Raw genomic sequence first — 19,450 nt, 5'->3', positions numbered from 1 at the left:
TAGCGCTACTCGGTAGTCGGGTCGAGCGCGACGCGGTAGTCGGTGAGGTTCTCGTAGCCGTCCTCGGTGACGACGATGAGGTCTTCGATGCGGACGCCGCCGACAGCGGGGTCGTAGATGCCCGGTTCGATCGAGATGACGTGGCCGGGTTCGAGTTCACCGCCGCTGGGCGAGACGCGGGGTTCCTCGTGGACGTCGAGGCCGACGCCGTGGCCGGTGCTGTGGATGAATCCGGTGTCGGCGTCGGGATCGCTGCGGAGGGTTTCGTAGCCGGCGTCTTCGATCACGTCACAGACGGCGTCGTGGACGGCGGCACCGGTGACGCCTGCCTCGACGGCCTCGAGACCGGCCTCGTAGGCCGCCTCGGTGACGGCGTATCGCCGTCTCGCCTCTTCGCCCGGGTCGCCGCGCGCGAAGGTGCGCGTCATATCGCCGGCGTAGCCCGTCTCCTTGTCCTGCGGGAAGATGTCGATCACGATGAACTCGCCGGCCGCGAGGTGACCGCTGCCGCGGTTGTGCGGGTCCGCCGCGTCCGCCCCGCAGGCGACGATCGTCTCGTCGAGCCCGCAGCCGTGGCGAAGCAGCGTGATCTCGATTTCCTCTTTGACGCGCTCGCTGGTGAGGGGCGTGCCGTCGCGGACGAGAACCCCGTCCTCCACGTCCGCGCTCGCGACGAGGGTCTCGGCGGCCGCCATGGCCGCCTCGTTCGCTCGCTGGGTGGCTCGAATCTGGTTCACCTCCCACGGCGTCTTCGTCGCCCGAATCTTCTGCACAACGCCTTCGGTTTCGGCGGTCACGGTCACGCCCTGCTCGCGGAGCCCGTCGGCAGTTCCAGTCGGGAACTCCTGTGGAACGGCGACGGTGTCGACGTTGTGGTCTGACAGGAAGGCCGCGAGGGTGCGGATCATCCCCTCGTTCCGGCCGTGTTCGGCTCGACGCTCGTGGTAATCGTACGCGGATAGCCGGGAAACCGAATCCGCCGCCGAATCCGACTGCGCGCGACCGAACTCGAGTCCGGAGACGAGCAGATGGACACCATCGCGCGCAACGAGCGTCTGATAGGGGTCCGGCGCGGTGAACCCGGAGACGTACCGCTGGTCCGAGTTCGATCCGTCGGCATCGATGAGATAGCCGTCCAGGTCGCGTTGTTCGAGCATCGCACGAAGCGGTGTGAGATCGACGGGGTCGTCCATGCCCCGACGTGTGATCGGCGGTCACATAATGGCGAGGGTCGCGGCGTCGGCGTCCGGTGCTCGACGGCCGAACCGGCCGGATCGAAATCGCCCGCAGCGGGCGACGTCATCGCGGCTCGGTGCGGCAATTGTTGCGATCTATTCATTACGCGACCAGTTGAAACCATAGACTTATCACTGACGATTCCAAGCCACGTGTATGCGCCGCCGCCGACTCCTCGCCACGGGGACGCTCACCGCGCTTGCTGGCTGTCTTACGCCAGCGGAGCCGAACGAGGACCGAACGGGTTCGGAACTCGTCGAAGCCGCGATCGAGACCCGTCTCGAGCTGACCGACCTCCAGGCTCGGCGGCACCTGACGGCCGAAACACCGGCGGAAACGACGACGCAGACCGAATCCATCTCCCGACGGCCCCCGGCCGAAAAACGCCGAACCGTCCTGCGCTCCGACGACGGCGACCCGCCGGCGGGGACGGTTTCGGTCACGAATCGCGAAATCTCCTGGGACTACTACCCCGAGGAGAACTTCGTCTGGAAACGCTACCATCCGAACAAAGTCGTCGCCGACGGCCCGCGACTCGTTCTCAAGGACCTGCTCGAGGACTACGAACTCACGTACGACGGGACCGACACCGTCGACGGCCGCGAAACACATCGCATCGACGCGGTACCAACGGGGACCGGGCTATCCGACGACGCCGACGGTCGCGCGATCGAACTCCTCGTCGGCGAGACGGTCTATCGAATCCCACTGGGGGGATCGTCAGATACCGATGCTCCTGCCGAAAGCAAAAACGGAAGCGAGAACGGAAGCGAAAACGAAACCGAGGCGACCGACGATGAACTCGACGGCGAGGAATTGGCCGTCTCGCGAACCGTCTGGATCGACGACGAGTTCAGCTATCCGATCAAAGAACGGGACGTCGTTCGCGACGGGGACGGGACGCTCCTTCACCGATTGACGGTGACCTACGAGGATCTCGCGATCAACGACGGACTCGATCCGGATACGTTCGTCTACGAGCCGCCCGAAGACGCGGAGGTCGGCACGCTCGGCGACGAACCGGAAGGGATCTACGAGTCGCGAGAGGCGGCCGCGACGACCGTCCCGTACGAGATTCCCGATCCCGACGTGCCGGACGCGTACGAACTCGATCGCGTGACCGTCGTCGACAACGTGCGCCAGTCCGGTCCGGTGACGACGCTGTGGTACGTCGATTCGGATCGGCCCGATCAGGAAATTTCCGTCGCCGTGCGGACGGATCAGCAGTTCAAGCCGAATTTGCTCGAAGAGACGGAAATCGACGGCCACACAGCCTATCGTCGGCGTGGGCGGATCGATAGCTACTTCTGGACGTGTTCGGACCTGAGCTACGAGGTCTCGAGCGTGACCGTCGAGGAGCCGCTCGTCGACGTCGCCGCGTCCATCGGCTGTTCGTGACCGGAAGACAACGAGGGTTCGAGTCGACAGCGAGACAGATACTGGCGCGACCGATACCGGTATAGGGTGCCCGGCCGACACCCCGAGCATGAACGTCACGATCACGCCCTCGCGCGTTCGGGGCCTCGCGCGGGCACCGCCCTCGAAGAGCTACACGCACCGGGCGATCCTCGTTGCGGGCTACGCCGATCAGACGACCGTTCGGGATGCCCTCTGGAGTGCTGACACCCAGGCGACGGCGCGTGCCGTCGAACGCTTCGGCGGGACGGTCAACCGGCGCGGAGAGGCGCTCGAAATCGAGGGGTTCGATGGTCGCCCCGATGTTCCCGCCGATGTTATCGACTGCGGCAACAGCGGGACCACGATGCGCCTCGTCACCGCAACGGCCGCCCTCGCCGATGGCGCGTCGGTGCTCACCGGCGATGAATCGCTTCGCTCACGACCGCAGGGGCCGCTACTCGAAGCTATCACCGATCTCGGCGGCGAGGCGACGAGCACCCGCGGCAACGGCCAGGCACCGCTCGTCGTCACCGGCCCCATCTCCGGCGGCCGCGTGTCGATCCCCGGCGACGTGTCCTCCCAGTACATCACGGCCCTGCTGCTCGCCGGTGCGGTCACCGAGGACGGACTCGAAATCGAACTCGAAACCGAACTCAAATCCGCCCCTTACGTCGACATCACGCTCGAGGTACTCGCAGCGTTCGGCGTCGACGCCCGCAAGACGGAGCTCGGGTTCGCGGTCGACGGCGGCCAAACCTACAGTGCGACCGGCGGCGAGTACGCCGTCCCCGGCGACTTCTCGTCGATCTCGTACCCGCTCGCTGCGGGCGCGATCGCGAGCGAAGACGGCGTCCGCATCGACGGTGCACAGCCGAGCGCGCAGGGCGACACCGCCATCGTCGACATCGTCGACCGCATGGGCGCGTCCGTCGACTGGGACCGCGACGCGGGCACCATCGACGTAACCGCCGGCGAACTCGAGGGCATCGAGGTCTCCGTCGAGGACACGCCGGACCTCCTCCCAACGATCGCCACGCTCGGGGCCGTCGCCGACGGTGAAACGCGGCTTACGAACGCCGAACACGTCCGATACAAAGAAACCGACCGCGTCAGCGCGATGGCCGACGAACTCGGTACGCTCGGCGTCGAAACGACCGAAACGCAGGATTCGCTGACGATCCACGGCGGCGACTCCGAACTCACCGGTGGGACCGTCAACGGCCGGAACGACCACCGCGTGATCATGGCGCTCGCGCTGGCGGGACTCGTCGCCGAGGGCGGGACGACCGTCGTCGGCGCTGACCACGTCGACGTCTCCTTCCCCGGCTTCTTCGAGATGCTGTCGGATCTGGGCGCTTCGATCGAACGAGAGCGGTAATACCTCCGTAGGCTAGAACCCTCCGGGTGGGCCTCGTGCTCGCGTTCCGGTCCGGTTGTGAGCAAACGACGAGTTTGGAGAAACCGTTACCAACGTGAGTGCCGATCTTTCCGGCAGCTGTCAAAACCGGCGGGTCGGATAGAGAGGACGAGTCTCTTGTGACGGTCTGGCTTGGTTCAGTTCGGCGCGCCGACTCCGCTCGGGACTACACAAACGTCTACCGACGATACTGACGGACGATGGCTTTTCGAACCAAACTAGCACCGTCTGGCCGCTCACAGGCTATTTTCGTTACTGTCCGAGATTGTAAAGAAGAACGTCGAGCCTGCCCCGGGTTCTGACTCGACCCAGATATCGCCGTTGTGACGGTCGACGATTTTCTGGCAGACGGACAGTCCGATTCCGGTTCCGGTGTCTCCTCCGCCCTCGCCGACTTGATTGAAAATCCCGAAAATCTCTTCGGCGTCGTCCGGGTCGATCCCGATCCCCTCATCCCGAACCGAAAACAGCCACTCGGTATCTCGCTTCTCGGCGGAGATGTGTACACGAGGCGGCTCGTCGCCGGCGTATTCGATCGCGTTGCTAATCAGGTTCTGAAAGAGTTGGAGTAGTTGCGTTTTATCGCCGTTGACGGTCGGCAGCGAACCGGCAGCGATCTCGGCGTCGGTCTCCTCGATCCGGATCTGGAGGTTCGTCAGCGCTTGCTCGAAGACGACGTTGCAGTCAGTCGGTTCGAACTTCTTGTTACGCGTGTTGACGCGCGAGTATTCCAGTAAATCCTCGATCATCTCTTTCATCCGTTCCGCACCGTCGACGGCGAAATCGATGAATTCCTGTGCGTCCTCGTCCAGCTCGTCTTCGTACCGTCGTTCGAGGAGTTGGACGTAGCTCGATACCATCCGTAACGGTTCCTGTAGATCGTGGGAGGCGGCGTACGCGAACTGCTCCAGGTTGGCGTTCGACCGCTCCAGTTTCTCGATCGTGGTCTCGAGTTCGGCTTCGACACGCTTGCGCTCTGTAATGTCGTAGTAGAGTTCGATGCGCCCGCCGGCATAGCGCCCCGATTCGATCGGCTGGCTGCGGTGATGAAGATAGCGTTCGTCGCGATCGTCGTCGGGAGGGACGCGGCACTCGAACGTTTCGACGTCGGCGGTCTCGTCGTAGGGTGCCGTAACCATCTCGGCGAACGGTTCCGGGTTCGCGACGAGCTGCTTGAGATCGCTTCGAACGAACCGGGCGTTATCCCGCCCGATCGTGTCTGCCCGGTCGACCCCGAAGTACTGTTCGAACGCCTCGTTCAGCCACGCGACGGTACCCGAGGAATCGAGAATTCGGACGCCTATCTCCGAGGTTCCGAAAATATCCTCGACGAACGAGCGGTACCGCTCCTTCGCGATCACCGTCTGCATCGCATACGGAATCGTGCTGCCGAGTTCCTCGAGGAGGTCCCGCTCGTCCGGATCGAACGCGTCCGCGTGGTCGGCGTAGACGTTCAAGATACCGTACAACGTCTCGTCGTACACGAGCGGAATACTCGCGACGGATCGGAGTCCGGCTTCCGTGAGGCGCGCTTTCCACGGTCCCGAGTCCAACTGCTCGGAGAGATTCCGACCGACCTGCAGCTCCCGCGTGCGTACCGCCGTTCCGCACGGGCCCCGCCCGATCTCGCGCTTATCGGACGTGACGATACCGTCCTCCAGTTCCCCGTCGGCGGCTCCAGCCCACGCCAGCGGCTCGATCTTTTTCGCGTCCGAATCGGGCTCGCCGATCCAGGCGAACCGGTACGGTTCGGCCTCGACGAGGCGATTACAGACGGTTTGCTCGATCTCCTCGCGCGTCGACGCTTGAACGAGCGCCCGCGTGATGTTTCGGATGACCGTATTGATGTGGTCTATCGCTTCCAGTTCCGCCTTTTGTTCGTTCAATCGCAGAGATTGCTGGCGCATCCGTAACAGGTTCTCGATCCGCCCTCGGAACTCGGCCTTCCGTATCGGCGTTGTGATGAGTTCGTCGACGATGTCACCGGATGCGGCGTCGATCCGATTCCAGATGTCCGAACCGAGCTGTCTCGAATCGCGTTGCGACACGACGAGGAGAGCGGGAAGAAAGACCGGTCGAACGGCGTCTTTGGTATCCACTAGCACATCGTCGTAGCGCTGCAACGACGCCCAATCGACGATGCACAGATCGATCGGTTCGTCGAGCACCTCCGTGGGATCCGTCTCCACGACCTGGTACTCGGACGACAGCCACTTCGCGAGCAGTCGACGGTTCTCCTCGTGATCGAGGAGGAGGAGGATGCGACTCACCCCGTCGCTATCGCGCGTCGCTGACGGTCCGGCGGCCGCTCGATCGTCAGTTTCCTGAGTTGTCATGTCTCGTTGGTTGGCGGGTAGCTCTCCACGGCGGGAGTACGCTCAAGCCGTTATCGACGGGTGCCGATCGAGCCGCGGTTGCCAGCGGGAAGAAATGGCGACGGAGGGCATCACGTATCACCGATGTCCCCCTGTTTGGACTCGTCCCATTCCGGGGTCCCGCTCAGTATGCCGCGCAGGTCCGTGAGCTGATCGCCGATCTGTACCCCGTAATCGGTGATCTGGAACTCGCGCATCGCTCGCTCGAAGTCGCTCGTCCGTTTTTTCAGCACGCCGATCGCTTTGTGCATCTGACCGTCAACTTCGAGGTGTTGAAGGAACAGAATCGTATCTCCGAGATAACTGAGACCCTCCGCGGTGATCTGGAACGGTCCGGTAATATCTCTCGTCTCGCTCACGAGAATGACGGTCACGCCCATGTTTTTCAGGTATCGACACAGCGAATGGAGTTCGGTGGTGAGACTCTGATCGTCGCCCTGCAAGGCGAGCTGGTAGCCCGTGACCCCGTCGATCATCACGATTTCCGTCTGCTGCTGTTCGACCTGTTCGCGCACTCGATGAGCGAATTCGTCGGCGGAGAGTTGGAGTCCCTCTATCTCTTCGATCTGGAGCGCCTCTTGGTCGAGCATCTCGTGAATCGGAATATTAATCGCCTCACACCGGTGCAAGAGCGTTCCCTTCCCTTCTTCGAAGGAATAGATCACGGATCGTTCGCCCCTTCCTGCGGCCTCCTTCATGAATTGAATCCCAGTCGTCGTCTTTCCGACGCCGGTCGGTCCCGTCACGATAGAGACCGTTCCGCGCTCTATGCCGCCGTCCAGTAGCTGGTCTAACTCCGGGACGCCGGAAGAGATCGTTTCCGCGTGGAACTCCTTTTCGTGCTGGCGGGGGACGAGGCTGGGATAGACCGTCAGTCCACCGTGCTCGATCGTAAAGGAGTGCTCGCCGCTCTCGAAATCCGTTCCGCGGAACTTGGGAATCTCGATCGTCCGACCGTCCGACGACTGCTTGAGGTGGAAGATGCCATCGCTCACGAACTGCAGGTCGTCGTCGGGTTCCGCCTCCGTGTCCTGAGAGGTGAATAATACGGTCGTCCCTTGCTCGCTGAGAAACTGCATGAACGAGAGCACCTGCTTCCGGAACTGATAGTTATCGGACGACAGATAGCGCAGTTGCGTGAGCGGATCGACGAAGACGCGGTCGGGATCGGCTTCCCTGATCCGTTCCGTGATCTCTTCGGTGACCGATTCTTCCGCGACCTCGTCCGAGGTGAAGATATCGTAGGAGAGGTCGTTGACGAAGAACTCCGAATCGGGGCTCAGATCGAGGAACTCGATACTGCTCAGATCGAATCCGAGCGAGTCGGCGTTTTCACGGATATCGGCCTCCGATTCCTCGAGATTGATATACAGCGTCTCGGTCTCACCGGCGGTGGCGGCATCCGTGAGAAAATGCAACCCGAGAACGCTCTTGCCGGTCCCGGGCCGGCCGCGGACCATATACGTTCGTCCCGGGATAAGTCCCCCGTGTAGAATACTGTCAAGTCCCCTAACTCCCGTCGAGAGACGATCGCCTCCGGGTACATCCTCCGACAGACGACTCTCCGTATTCTCCATAGCTCCTGAATGGTCCCGTCATTGTTGTGTTTTTCTATCTTCGCGGGCAACGTTCCTCTCCGCGGCCAACGGCCGTCCCGTTGCGGGTGCTCTCGAGAGCCGAGACCGTATCGTATTCACTCTGCATCGGGGGCAGGGGAGCGGCGGCGAGTCGGTCGCCGGCGAAAATTCGTAGGGATCCTGCAGGGCTAAGTGTCCGCGTCTCCGAGGGGCCGACAATGAACGGTAACCGTTTCGGTCGGCTCTTTCAGGTGACCACGTTCGGCGAGAGCCACGGCGAGGCGATGGGGTGTACCATCTCCGGCTGCCCCGCCGGCCTCGAACTCTCTGAGGAGGACATCCAGGCGGACTTGGATCGCCGAAAACCCGGCCAGTCGATGATCACGACCAGCCGCGGCGAACCCGACGACGTCTCGATCAAGTCCGGCATCCAGGACGGCTACACGACCGGCACGCCGATCGGCCTGGTCATCCAGAACAAGGACGCCCGCTCGGGGAAGTACGAACCCTTCATCACCGCACCGCGGCCGAGTCACGGCGATTTCACCTACTCGGCGAAGTTCGGCACGCGAAACTGGGGCGGCGGCGGCCGCTCCTCGGCCCGCGAAACCGTCAACTGGGTCGCCGCGGGAGCCATCGCGAAGAAACTGCTCGCGCGCGAGGGCATCGAACTCAAGGCCCACGTCAACCAGATCGGAGACATCGAGGCACCCGCGGTGAGCTTCGAGGAGATCAAAGCGCATAGCGAGGAGAACGACGTGCGCTGTGCCCACCCAGAGACCGCCGACGAGATGCAGGAGTTGATCGCGGACTACCAGGAGGAAGGCGACTCTATCGGCGGGAGCATCTACTTCGAGGCCCAGGGCGTCCCCGTCGGGCTCGGTGCGCCGCGCTTTGACTCGCTTTCGGCGCGGCTCGGTCAGGCGATGATGGCGGTCCCGGCGACGACGGCGTTCGAGTTCGGGCTCGGCCGCGAGGCCCGGGAGTGGACCGGCAAGGAGCGAAACGACGATTGGGAGTTCGACGGGGACGGGAATCCGACGCCCGCGGAGAACGACCACGGCGGTATCCAAGGCGGCATCAGTTCGGGAGAGCCGATCTACGGCGAGGTGACGCTGCACGCGCCGACCTCGATTCCGAAGTCCCAGCAGACCGCGGACTGGGAGACGGGCGAACTGAAAGAAGAGAAGGTGATCGGCCGACACGACCCCGTCCTCCCGCCGCGGGGCGTGCCGGTCGTCGAGGCGATGCTCGCGCTGACGCTCGTCGACTTCATGTTCCTGTCGGGCCGGATGAACCCCGACCGCGTCGACGACCAGCCCGGAGCGTACGACACGGACTACCACCCGAGCAATCCGCGAAACGAATAGTCGTCACTCGCACGCGCCGGCGGTGTTTCGTCTCTCACGCTCAATCCTCGAGATCGATTGACGTCGCGGATTTCGACCCCGAGTTCGTCTTGGCATCGGCATTCACGTTCGAATTTGCGTTCGCGTTCGTGGTCGTGTTTGCGTTCGCATCCGAAGAATCGTCGTCCATCAGTTGCGCCATCTCGCGTTCGAACGCGTCGTCGCTGATTTCGCCCGCCACGTACCGCTCTTTGAGCCGTTGTTTGCGGTCTTCGGTCGTCGGTTCGACTCGCTGCGAGGCGTCGAACTGCCGCAGTACCGGATACCGGTACTCGAGTCGCTCGACGAGGGCGACCAGTCGATCGCTGCGAGGGAGCGACGCGTGTCGGAGGACGGAGACGACGGTCGCCGCGAGAAACGCCGTCGCGAGCAGGCCGAGGACGAGCGTTAGGACGACCCACTCGCGGGCTTCGGCGAGCATCGCAAGCACCGCGAACTCCTCGCTGTAGGACGCGCCGCCGGCCATCACCGACAGGGCGTCCAGAAGGCCCAGCAAACCGGTACCAACCAGTAGCAGCCCGGTGATCGCGAAACCGCCGAAGTACAGCCAGTGACGGGACACCATCCGTCGATCGTTCGTACGAGAGGAACGTAAATGTCCCGTCCGACACGGCGACGAGCGACGCAAGCGGAGCGCAGCAGGCGAGATGCCCGCGCGTCGGCCACCGATCGGGATAAGATACCGGGCACATCGACGGTGTTATAGAACTCTTCCTACAGCGTTAATTATATCCACACCAACAGTGAATCGTCCGATAAGTAGGTGCGCTTAATCAGTATGGCAACTCGGGTCATCAATTGGGCACTCAGCGTTATGCACGAAAAATGACGCTCTCTGTTCACGCACTTCGGCTATGACACTTACACAGCCGTCCTTGTCTTTCGTATCGAAACTCTTCCATTCTCCATCTTCAGGACGGGCCATTACTGTCAAGGGCGCATCTGGCCAGACGCAATCGAGGATAATCCAATCAGGGTCTACTGTCAGTTCACGAGTCACAGTGTGAACGACTTCATTGGTATCTGTTCGTTCTATCCGTGACTCTACTGATACAGGAGTAGAGTGCGGATTTACGAAACTGAACTCCTGCATCGTCGCATATTCCTCACGGTCATCGGATGAACAACCCGCTGTTAGACCGATTCCCCAGCCTCCAGCAAAACGAAGAACCTGTCGTCGTTTCATATTAGTCTCTTCAAATTTGGTAATGAATACCTTTGGGATAATATCAATGATTGTCATATTGGCCGTCCCGTGAGTCGCCCGTACTTACCGTTTATCGGGCAGTCACAGACGTGGTATGTGAACCGTTCGCTGATACCGGGCACAACACCTAACCCGACGTCCTGCGTGGACCACGTATGAAGGACCTTCACGTCCACTCGAATTACTCGGACGGAAGCTTTCTCAGGCGAATGGTCCGCGCCGCCGACGAGACCCCGCTCGAGGGCATCGGCATCGCCGATCACTGCAACGTCGCCGAGCGAGAATCCGCGGCGGCGATGCGAAACCTCCACGGGTTCAACCTCGATCTGACCTACGAGCGGCGGCGGCAGGCGATCGAGCGCGTTCGCGAAACGGCGTCGATCCCGGTCTACGACGCGGTCGAGATGGACTACGACCCGCGCGACGAGGCCGCTATCGAGGCGTTTCTCGCCGAGGCCGACTTCGACTACAGCCTCGGGAGCGTGCACGCGGTCGCCGGCAAGAACGTCCAGGTGCCGTCGCTGTTCGACGACCTGCCCGCCGACGAACTGAACGCCGTCGTCGACGAGTACTTCGAGACCCTCGTTTCGCTGATCGAGTCGGAACTGTTCGACATCGCCGCCCACGTCGACCTGGTCGAACGCACGCCGCCGCTGCGCGGCCGGGCGACGACGGACCACTACCGGCAGGTCGCACGGGCGTTTGCGAACTCGCGAACGATTCCGGAACTGAACGCGGGCCGCGCGCTGACCGACGCTGAAATCGTCCATCCCGCGCCCGAGTTCAGCCGAACGCTGCGCGAGTTCGACGTTCCGATCACGGTCGGGACGGATTCGCACCAGCCGGCCGAGATCGGCGATCGGGCCGCGTTCCTCGAGGAGTTCATCGCGGAGTCTGAACTCGAACTCGTCGAACCGGCCGCCCTTCGAGAGTGATGGAACGGGAGGCCGACGCTCGCGTCGAACTATCTGAAAGACTAGGTCGGTCGAGATGAGTCAGCGCGACTGGAGTGAAAACGCCGACAAAAGAACTCGATATTCGGTACTTGAGACGCAAAAAACACCCGAGCGGATGGAGTCGAACGCGTTCGTTTCGGTGCTGGTGACTATCGGTTTTCACGCACATTCGAGTGGTTGGTGTAGTCGAAAAGATGGACATTTCTGTACGTTTTTGCCACTACAGTAATTATTGTTAGTAAGAGATCGTCCGTCGAGCACGCATTCTTAACGATAGATCCTTGTTAATCTATAGCAAAGGCTTTAGGGTAAGTGGGGCAAATCTCCGCTACGGTTGGCCCACCGGCCACTGATTTAGCTATGAGCGACGACGAACTTATCTGGCGAATCGCAGGGGGTTCCGGCGACGGAATCGACTCGACGAGCCAGAACTTCGCGAAAGCGCTGATGCGTTCGGGGCTCAACGTATTCACACACCGCCACTACCCATCGCGAATCCGTGGCGGCCACACCTACGTCGAGATCCGGGCCGCAGCACACGAGGTACAGTCACGCGGGGACGGCTACAACTTCCTGCTCGCACTGGGGGACTCGTTCGCCCGTAACCCGCAGGAAGAAGCCTACTACGGCAACGAGGAGATCAAGCCGCTCTCGGAGAACCTTGACGACCTCCGCGAGGGCGGGGTCATCATCTACGACGAAGGCCTCGTCAGCGAGGACGATGTCGAGGCCCTCGACCTCGAGGAACGCGCCGAGGAGAACGACTGGCACGTCTACCCGCTCGACCTGCGCGGGCTCGCCAAGGAACACGGCCGCGAGGTCATGCGCAACACCGCCGGCGTCGGCGCGACCGCCGCACTGCTCGACATGGAACTCGAGCACATCGAGGACCTCATGGAAGACGCCATGGGCGGCGACGTGCTCGAAGCGAACATCGAGATCCTCCACGAGGCCTACGACAGCGTCAACGAGGAGTACGAGTTCAACCACGACCTTCGAGCACCCACGGGCGAACACGACGCCGAGCAGGCGCTGCTCTCGGGCTCGAACGCGATCGCCTACGGTGCCATCGACGCCGGCTGTCGGTTCATCAGCGGCTACCCGATGACGCCGTGGACGGACGTGTTCACCATCCTCAGCCAGAACTTCCCCGACATGGGCGGAATCTCCGAGCAGGTCGAAGACGAAATCGCCGCCGCGGCCCTCGCGGTCGGCGCGAGCCACGCCGGCGTGAAGGCCATGTCCGGCTCCTCCGGCGGCGGCTTCGCGCTGATGAGCGAACCGCTCGGTCTCGCCGAGATGACCGAGACGCCGCTCGTCCTGATCGAGGCCATGCGCGCCGGTCCGTCGACCGGGATGCCGACCAAGCCCGAACAGGGCGACTTAGAGCACGTCCTCTACACCAGTCAGGGCGACTCCCAGCGCGTCGTCTTCGCACCCGGGAGCATCGAGGAGGCCTACGAGCAGACGCGACTGGCCTTCGACATCGCCTGGGACTACCAGATCCCGACGATCATCGTCTACGACCAGAAGCTCTCCGGCGAGAACACCAACGTCGACGTCGAGTTCTTCGACCGCGAGCCGTCGCCGGACCTGGGGTCGACGCTGACCGAGGAGGAACTTCGGGAGGCCGCACACGACAACTCCGGGAAGTTCAAGCGGTTCAACCACGAGGACGCCGAGAACGGCGTCGCACCGCGCTCGCTGCCCGGCCAGAAGGACGGGCGCTACCTCGCGACCGGGAACGAGCACAACCCGGTCGGGCACATCAGCGAGGACCCCGATAACCGCGTCCACCAGATGGACCGCCGCCTCGAGAAACTCGAGTCCATCCGTACCGAACTCGACGAGGAACGCGAGTCCACCCAGACCTACTTCGGCGAGGACGACGCCGAGTACGGGATCATCACGTGGGGGTCGAGCCAGGGAGCCGTCGAGGAAGCCATCGAGCGGCTGAACGCGAACGGCCACTCCGTCAAGGGCCTCAGCGTCTCCGACATGGTGCCGTTCCCGGAGCGGGAAGTAACCGAGTTCGTCGAGAGCGTCGACGAGGCGATGGTCGTCGAGATGAACGCCACCGCCCAGTTCCGCGGCCTGCTCCAGAAGGAACTCGGCCGCTTCGGCGAGAAACTCACGAGCCTGCTCAAGTACAACGGCAACCCGTTCGAACCAGCGGAGATCGTCGAGGGATACGAGGTTAACCTCGCCGACGAGGACCGCGAACCGACTGCACAGGTACGAATCGAACCCGCTGCAGGTGACTAACCAATGAGTGCTTTCAACGCAATCGGAGACGAACGAGAGATCGACCGGGACGAGTACACGCCCGGTATCGAACCGCAGCCGACCTGGTGTCCGGGCTGTGGCGACTTCGGCGTCCTCAAAGCGCTGAAGCAAGCCCTCCCGGAAGCCGGTAAGACACCCGAGGAAGTGCTAACCGTCACCGGGATCGGCTGTTCCGGCAAACTGAACAGCTACCTCGATACGTACGGTTTCCACACGATCCACGGCCGTGCGCTGCCCGTCGCGCGGGCCGCCAAACTCGCCAATCCCGAACTCGAAGTCATCGCCGCCGGCGGCGACGGCGACGGCTACGGGATCGGCGGCAACCACTTCATCCACTCGGCCCGAGAGAACCACGACATGACCTATATCGTGTTCAACAACGAGATCTTCGGGCTGACGAAGGGCCAGACCTCCCCGACCAGCCCCAAGGGCCACAAGTCGAAGACCCAGCCATCCGGGAGCGCAAAGACGCCGCTTCGCCCGCTGTCGATGTCGCTGAACGCCGGTGCGAGCTACGTCGCCCGCACGGCCGCGGTCAACCCGAACCAGGCCAAAGAGATCATCAAGGAAGCGATCGAGCACGACGGATTCGCCCACATCGACTTCCTCACGCAGTGTCCGACCTGGAACAAGGACGCGCGCCAGTACGTCCCCTACATCGACGTCCAGGAGTCCGAGGATTACGACTTCGACACCACCGACCGGTCGGAAGCCGCCGAGATGATGCGCGAGACGGAGGACGTCCTCAACGAAGGAACGGTCCTGACGGGCCGATACTACGTCGACGAGGACCGACAGTCGTACTCCCAGGAGAAAAAGGCGGTCGGCGAGATGCCCGACCAGCCGCTCGCGGAGCGCTACTTCGACGACGACGCCGAGTGGGAGCGCAGCTACGACCTCCTCGACCGTCACAGGTAACGCGAGGACCGACGCGATTCGCCGCATTCCGATTTTTACGCGCGACTTACACTCACACCTACACCTATACTCACGACCGGATCGACGCCGACGCAACGACTGAGCAGCCGCGGGCTCGTCCAGCCGATCGCAACCGACGAGTGCGTGCAATCGCTGTACTGCTACTGACAACCGATCGTTCTACTGCGACTGACAGCCAATCGCCCGCGCGAGTTCAATCGCCGTCCCGTTCTCGAACTCGTGGCCGACGAACACGGAGCGGTAGTGCTCGCCGCAGGCCCACTGGAGTTCGGTTCCCTCGTCGGTGTGGGCGATCGATCCCGTCACATCGCCGATCGGGAGTTCGGAGCCGTCCATTGCGAACGTCCGAGGCCCGTCGCTGGTCGTTACCGAAATCGTGTCGTCGGTATCGTCGTCGGCGTATGACAGTGTCACCTGCCGGCGGTCCTCGTCCGGGAACTCGTACCTGCTAATGCGCCCGCGTTCGACTGCTGCTGGAAGGGAGTCCGACGGCGGTTCAGCGACGGGGAACGAGACCGTTTCGTCGGCAGCCGCGATGGAGTCGTAGTGATCGATCGACGGGAGAGCGATCGCTCCGCCCGTGGTATTGTCGTCACTGTCGTTAGGGGTTTCTTCTCCCGTGTCACCGTTCGGACTGTCTTCTGTCGTGTCGTTGGGGACGGTCTCAACGGACGGCCCCGAATCTGAATCCGGGTTTTCGGCGTCGGTATCGGTGTCAGAACTCGCATTCGTCGGCGGGTTGAACTCGAACAACTCGTCGTCGAGCGGCGGTTCTGGATCGACGGAGACATCGCGATACGTCGTCTCGAGGACGAGATCGCCTTCCTCGCCCTCGACGAGGTGCTTTAGGGGAAACATCGTCTCCTGATCGAGCCAGACCTCGACGCGGTCAACGCCGCGTTCCGCCGGGTGTTCACTGGTCGACAACGGAACGGCGTACTCCGTCTGCCCGACGAGGATGTCGAGCGAGCGCTCGACCGTCTCGTTCGCCGGCGGCTCAAAGGCGACACGGTAGCTGTCGCGGCCGTCGACGCTCGCCTCCGACACGTTGACGACGTCGTAGGCCTCGACGTAGCGATGTTGCTGGGCATAGAGGCCCTCGAGCCAGGATGACGCATTGGGATCCCGTTCCAGTTGCGTCACCGTCTCGGTCTCGCGGTCGTAATGCCAGCGCGTTTCACCGTTGGTAACGGCAAGGACACCGGTATCGTTTGCCGCCGACCCCGCCTCCGTCTCCGTTTCCGTTTCGACGCGACTCGCTCCGTCCGCGCGCAACCAGACGGTCTCCGTCTCCGTACTCGTCTCACCGTCGATCACCTCGCGAACCTCGACCGTCGCACTGAACTCGTCGGGGGGCGTCGCCTCGTCGAGTTCAGTTTCGATGTCGTCGGCGGAGAGATCGTCGGTAAAGGGGCTGGTACAGCCCGCCGTAAGGAGCAAAAGAGGGATGAAACCGAGCGCGAGTACGAGTCGTGGGCCGGCGCGCGCACGATCGTCGTCACGAGGGGACATAGCGGGAATTAATCGGCCTCCCCTATTATTTCACCGATGGGGCGTCTCTAAATCGATCGAGTGCGTCTGCGCCGATGAAACGCCGCATCGGGCCGCGAGTCGGGGCGTTCCGCTAGGCAATCCGACGTTTTCGTATACAAAAGATATTTTCCCATCGGAGCAAAAGTGTCTACTATGAGCACGCAGGCGACGGAAGACCGTATTCTCGAGGCCCTCGAGGAGGACGCCCAGGCGTCGTACGCCGAAATCGCCAAACGGGCGGACGTCTCGAAGCCGACGGTTCGAAAGTATATCAACCAACTCGAAGACGAGGGCGTGATCGTCGGCTACTCGGCCGAGATCGATCCGAAGAAGCTCTCGAGCAAGACGATTGCACTGGTCGGACTCGACGTTGCGAGCGAGCGCTACGTCGAGGTGACGAAAGAGCTCAAGAGCCTCTCCGAAATCGAGGCGCTGTACAGTTCGAGCGGCGACCACATGCTGATGGCCGAGGTCCGCGCCGAAGACGGCGACGCGCTCGGCGAGTTCATCTCGTCGACGCTCCTCGAAATCGAGGGCGTTACCGCGGCCCATCCCTCGTTTCTGCAGGAGCGACTCAAGTAGGACCGCCGGACTGTACTGATTGCATCGCCGTATCTCGACCTCGGGAACGCAGCCTGCGTTCGACGGTGGGGCGGCCGGGTGGCGTCGCGAGTTTGACACGACCGGAATCGATTACGGTGGGTATATCCGGTATCTTCCTGCTGAACGGTCGTTGTATCGATCGATTTATCGTCCGATTGTAGTGAAGTATCGCCTACCGCTGAGGGTTGAGATACGCTTATCGGCGTTCGAACCGGTCCCGCAGAAGGATCGCCGCTGCGTTCCCCCGAGCAGGACAACCGGTCCAACCGTAATCAACGCCGTCAGCGCCATACGGCCGAACAGCACGAACTCGTGGAGTCGTTCGCGTCGCACGGCCTCGCTCGAGCGTTGCCACTCGGGGTCGGCGACGTCGCTGCTCACAGTAAACTACCCCGTATCCGCGTTCTCCGTGCACTCATGGTGAAAACGGCGGGTCCGCGTTATTCATCGAGGGGATCGCTTCGCCGTCGCCGAGTTCACCGTCGATGGCGGCCTGCAGTCGATCCAGATTGTCCGCTACTTCCCGATCGTTCATCGCGACGTAGCCGATGTCGTCCGAGACGATGCTCCGGTCGCCGCTCATCTCGATCGCGTACTCCACGAATCCCTGGAGCGCCTCGTCGTCCCGGAGTTTCTCCCGGTTGACGTACCAGTAGATCGGCCGCGCGAGGGGATACGAGCCCTCGGAGGCCGCTTCCAGGCTCGGTTGGGTACAGCCGTCGCCGGCGTCGATGGCGAGCGCTTTGACCTCGTCGGGGTTATTGTCGTAGTACGCGTAGGGGAGGTAGCCGTGGGCGAACTCGTTACCCTGCACGCCCTGTGCGATTTCGTCGTCTTCCTCCGTCCCGGTGAAGTCTTCGCGAATGTTCCGGAAGTCGCCGATGACTTCCTCGGTCCAGTAGTCGAAGGTCCCGGATGTCGTCGCCGGGCCGAACAGTTCGATTTCCTCGTCGGGCCACGAGGAATCGACATCGGCCCACGTCTCTGGGACGCTGTCGGGGTGCCAGATCTCGCTTAGCACGTCGAGTTCAGCGCAGTCGAGCCAGTCGTTTTCGGTGTTGACGACGGCCGTCAGCGCGTCGCCGGCGCACTGGAACTCGACCGGCTGGAAGCCCGTGTCTTCGGCTTTCTCGAGTTCCCCTTCCAGAATCGGACGGCTCGCACCGTTGATGTCGCTGTCGCCCGGCAGGAAGAAGTTTTCAAAGCCGTCCGTACTGCCGTCGCTCGAAAGTTCGTAGTCGAACTCCTCGTTCCGGCGCTTGAACTCCTTGCCGACGGCCTCGGAGACCGGGTAGACGGTGCTGCTACCGGAGATACGAATCGTCCCCGAGACGCCTTCGCTCGTCTCCGATTCGGCACAGCCGGCGAGTGCAACGGCTCCCAGAGAACCGGTCGCTGCGATGAACGTCCGTCGCGATACCCCGTCGACAGCGCGTCCACACTGGTTGTCGACCATCTCGTGAGCGATTCGAGAGATCCTAAAAAAAGCAGTGCTATGAGTAATATATATTCGTATTTACCCATATATCGGCATATGCGTCCCTTTCCACCGTCATCTTCACAAACTATAGCGCGCTAATATCGCCGTCTGCTTTCGAATACGTCGATACACGTGACCTAGATACTCTACGGAAAATTGAATAGTAACAACTCACTACTGAAATCGAAACCGTCAGCGTGGACCGTATAGTAGGGTACGGAGTAGTGTCTGGAAGTATACACTCACAGTAACTCGATGTCGCCCAGTGAGCACGATCCGCTTCGAACGGCGGCGGCCACGTCGCAGGAGGGGTTCCGAGAGGTGAACCACGTCCGTTTTGAGGGCGCGACGAGTAGGCGGTCCTATGACTGGGCCTTCGGCAACAGACTCCTCGAGACGCCGATTGCTCGGCGCGCTGGGAATCGGCGTTACCACCAGCATCGCCGGTTGCCTCGGTGAACTCGTCGATAACGGGGCGGAGGGGGAAGACGACGATGAACATCCGTTCGCGGACAGGGTGATCGACCATCCGGGTGGGGAATCAATTCCGTTCACCGAGGACCAGCACTGTGCCGTGTGTAACATGCGACCGACGAGCTACGCGCGGTGGCAGGGCCAACTCGCCCACGAGAACGGCGAGGGCGCAGTCTTCGATACGCCGGGTTGCCTGTTCGCCTACTACGCCGCCCCGCCCGTCGAATCGCCGGTCAGCGACGCCTGGACGACCAACTTCGGAACGACCGAGTTGATCGACGCCACCGACGCCCACTTCGTGCTCGTCACCGACGAGGACGGCGTCGACAGCGAGCCGATGGGACTCAACCCCCGCCCGTTCGCCGCCCGCGAAGACGCCGTCGCCTATCTCGACGAGTGGGACGCCGAAGCGCTAACCGAGGAGGACATCATCGAACTCTCCGCCGTCGACCGCGAAATCGCACGTATCTATCGCGGCAGACGCGTCCCCGACGAACCCTGACCCACCAGGCCCGCCAGATCAACCATACTGCCTCCTGCCGCGCCGTATCCGGAACACG

At 62.4% G+C, this 19,450-nt stretch carries 15 protein-coding genes; 8 read left to right on the top strand and 7 right to left on the bottom strand.

The window, feature by feature from the left end:
• Nucleotides 1-5: 5 nt before the first annotated feature.
• Nucleotides 6-1,193: a M24 family metallopeptidase gene (locus tag C481_RS13610; RefSeq protein ID WP_006109812.1), complete on the bottom strand. Its 1,188-nt coding sequence runs from the start codon at nt 1,191-1,193 to the stop codon at nt 6-8.
• A 199-nt stretch (nt 1,194-1,392) separates the two neighbouring features.
• Between C481_RS13610 and C481_RS13605 the strand changes: the two genes are divergently transcribed.
• Both C481_RS13605 and aroA read left to right on the top strand, forming a co-directional pair.
• Entirely contained in the window at nt 1,393-2,634 is a 1,242-nt protein-coding gene (locus tag C481_RS13605; RefSeq protein WP_006109811.1) for a LolA family protein, read from the top strand.
• A gap of 88 nt (nt 2,635-2,722) precedes the next feature.
• Complete coding sequence (aroA, locus tag C481_RS13600) at nt 2,723-4,012, top strand: 3-phosphoshikimate 1-carboxyvinyltransferase (protein WP_006109810.1); 1,290 nt, start codon at nt 2,723-2,725, stop codon at nt 4,010-4,012.
• Nucleotides 4,013-4,287: 275 nt separating this feature from the next.
• On the opposite strand, the gene C481_RS13595 is transcribed toward aroA, so the two are convergent.
• Both C481_RS13595 and C481_RS13590 read right to left on the bottom strand, forming a co-directional pair.
• Nucleotides 4,288-6,387, bottom strand: coding sequence for an ATP-binding protein (locus C481_RS13595; protein WP_006109809.1), 2,100 nt, complete (start codon nt 6,385-6,387; stop codon nt 4,288-4,290).
• 110 nt (nt 6,388-6,497) lie between these two features.
• Nucleotides 6,498-8,003 carry an ATPase domain-containing protein gene (locus tag C481_RS13590; protein ID WP_049904661.1) on the bottom strand — a complete coding sequence of 502 codons (1,506 nt, stop codon included), beginning with the start codon at nt 8,001-8,003 and terminating at the stop codon, nt 6,498-6,500.
• A gap of 218 nt (nt 8,004-8,221) precedes the next feature.
• On the opposite strand from C481_RS13590, the gene aroC reads away from it, so the two are divergent.
• Complete coding sequence (gene aroC / locus C481_RS13585; protein ID WP_006109807.1) at nt 8,222-9,373, top strand: chorismate synthase; 1,152 nt, start codon at nt 8,222-8,224, stop codon at nt 9,371-9,373.
• 40 nt (nt 9,374-9,413) lie between these two features.
• On the opposite strand, the gene C481_RS13580 is transcribed toward aroC, so the two are convergent.
• Both C481_RS13580 and C481_RS21745 read right to left on the bottom strand, forming a co-directional pair.
• Complete coding sequence (locus C481_RS13580; protein ID WP_006109806.1) at nt 9,414-9,977, bottom strand: SHOCT domain-containing protein; 564 nt, start codon at nt 9,975-9,977, stop codon at nt 9,414-9,416.
• Nucleotides 9,978-10,181: 204 nt separating this feature from the next.
• Nucleotides 10,182-10,655, bottom strand: coding sequence for a hypothetical protein (locus C481_RS21745; protein ID WP_152422181.1), 474 nt, complete (start codon nt 10,653-10,655; stop codon nt 10,182-10,184).
• A gap of 119 nt (nt 10,656-10,774) precedes the next feature.
• Here C481_RS21745 and C481_RS13575 point away from each other — a divergent pair, with 119 nt between their 5' ends.
• From C481_RS13575 to C481_RS13565, 3 genes are all read left to right on the top strand, one after another.
• Entirely contained in the window at nt 10,775-11,554 is a 780-nt protein-coding gene (locus C481_RS13575) for a PHP domain-containing protein (protein ID WP_006109805.1), read from the top strand.
• 381 nt (nt 11,555-11,935) lie between these two features.
• Nucleotides 11,936-13,840 (top strand): 2-oxoacid:acceptor oxidoreductase subunit alpha, encoded by a 1,905-nt coding sequence (locus tag C481_RS13570; protein ID WP_006109804.1) that lies wholly within the window; start codon nt 11,936-11,938, stop codon nt 13,838-13,840.
• A 3-nt stretch (nt 13,841-13,843) separates the two neighbouring features.
• On the top strand, nt 13,844-14,779 hold the full coding sequence (locus C481_RS13565) for a thiamine pyrophosphate-dependent enzyme (RefSeq protein WP_006109803.1): 936 nt from the start codon (nt 13,844-13,846) through the stop codon (nt 14,777-14,779).
• 180 nt (nt 14,780-14,959) lie between these two features.
• On the opposite strand, the gene C481_RS13560 is transcribed toward C481_RS13565, so the two are convergent.
• On the bottom strand, nt 14,960-16,312 hold the full coding sequence (locus C481_RS13560; RefSeq protein WP_006109802.1) for a LolA family protein: 1,353 nt from the start codon (nt 16,310-16,312) through the stop codon (nt 14,960-14,962).
• A 174-nt stretch (nt 16,313-16,486) separates the two neighbouring features.
• Between C481_RS13560 and lrpA1 the strand changes: the two genes are divergently transcribed.
• The gene (lrpA1, locus tag C481_RS13555) at nt 16,487-16,915 is read left to right on the top strand and encodes an HTH-type transcriptional regulator LrpA1 (RefSeq protein ID WP_006109801.1); all 429 of its coding nucleotides are present in this window, start codon (nt 16,487-16,489) and stop codon (nt 16,913-16,915) included.
• A gap of 436 nt (nt 16,916-17,351) precedes the next feature.
• Here the strand turns inward: lrpA1 and C481_RS13545 are convergent, their stop codons facing one another.
• Entirely contained in the window at nt 17,352-18,392 is a 1,041-nt protein-coding gene (locus tag C481_RS13545) for a substrate-binding domain-containing protein (RefSeq protein ID WP_006109799.1), read from the bottom strand.
• Nucleotides 18,393-18,780: 388 nt separating this feature from the next.
• Between C481_RS13545 and C481_RS13540 the strand changes: the two genes are divergently transcribed.
• Nucleotides 18,781-19,392 (top strand): nitrous oxide reductase accessory protein NosL, encoded by a 612-nt coding sequence (locus tag C481_RS13540; protein WP_049904660.1) that lies wholly within the window; start codon nt 18,781-18,783, stop codon nt 19,390-19,392.
• Nucleotides 19,393-19,450 lie beyond the last annotated feature (58 nt).

This window comes from Natrialba asiatica DSM 12278 (assembly GCF_000337555.1).
Taxonomy (GTDB): Archaea; Halobacteriota; Halobacteria; order Halobacteriales; family Natrialbaceae; genus Natrialba; species Natrialba asiatica.
Note: the sequence above shows the minus strand (reverse complement) of the source record. Positions and strands in the feature narration are given on the sequence as shown.

Bases quoted from the DNA above. Each gene is read 5' to 3' on its own strand.
- C481_RS13605 (WP_006109811.1), top strand. From the start codon at position 1,393: ATGCGCCGCCGCCGACTCCTCGCCACGGGGACGCTCACCGCGCTTGCT.
- lrpA1 (WP_006109801.1), top strand. From the start codon at position 16,487: ATGAGCACGCAGGCGACGGAAGACCGTATTCTCGAGGCCCTCGAGGAG.
- C481_RS13580 (WP_006109806.1), bottom strand. From the start codon at position 9,977: ATGGTGTCCCGTCACTGGCTGTACTTCGGCGGTTTCGCGATCACCGGG.
- C481_RS13595 (WP_006109809.1), bottom strand. From the start codon at position 6,387: ATGACAACTCAGGAAACTGACGATCGAGCGGCCGCCGGACCGTCAGCG.
- C481_RS13570 (WP_006109804.1), top strand. From the start codon at position 11,936: ATGAGCGACGACGAACTTATCTGGCGAATCGCAGGGGGTTCCGGCGAC.
- C481_RS13565 (WP_006109803.1), top strand. From the start codon at position 13,844: ATGAGTGCTTTCAACGCAATCGGAGACGAACGAGAGATCGACCGGGAC.
- C481_RS21745 (WP_152422181.1), bottom strand. From the start codon at position 10,655: ATGACAATCATTGATATTATCCCAAAGGTATTCATTACCAAATTTGAA.
- C481_RS13560 (WP_006109802.1), bottom strand. From the start codon at position 16,312: ATGTCCCCTCGTGACGACGATCGTGCGCGCGCCGGCCCACGACTCGTA.
- C481_RS13590 (WP_049904661.1), bottom strand. From the start codon at position 8,003: ATGGAGAATACGGAGAGTCGTCTGTCGGAGGATGTACCCGGAGGCGAT.
- aroA (WP_006109810.1), top strand. From the start codon at position 2,723: ATGAACGTCACGATCACGCCCTCGCGCGTTCGGGGCCTCGCGCGGGCA.
- C481_RS13610 (WP_006109812.1), bottom strand. From the start codon at position 1,193: ATGGACGACCCCGTCGATCTCACACCGCTTCGTGCGATGCTCGAACAA.
- aroC (WP_006109807.1), top strand. From the start codon at position 8,222: ATGAACGGTAACCGTTTCGGTCGGCTCTTTCAGGTGACCACGTTCGGC.
- C481_RS13575 (WP_006109805.1), top strand. From the start codon at position 10,775: ATGAAGGACCTTCACGTCCACTCGAATTACTCGGACGGAAGCTTTCTC.
- C481_RS13540 (WP_049904660.1), top strand. From the start codon at position 18,781: ATGACTGGGCCTTCGGCAACAGACTCCTCGAGACGCCGATTGCTCGGC.
- C481_RS13545 (WP_006109799.1), bottom strand. From the start codon at position 18,392: ATGGTCGACAACCAGTGTGGACGCGCTGTCGACGGGGTATCGCGACGG.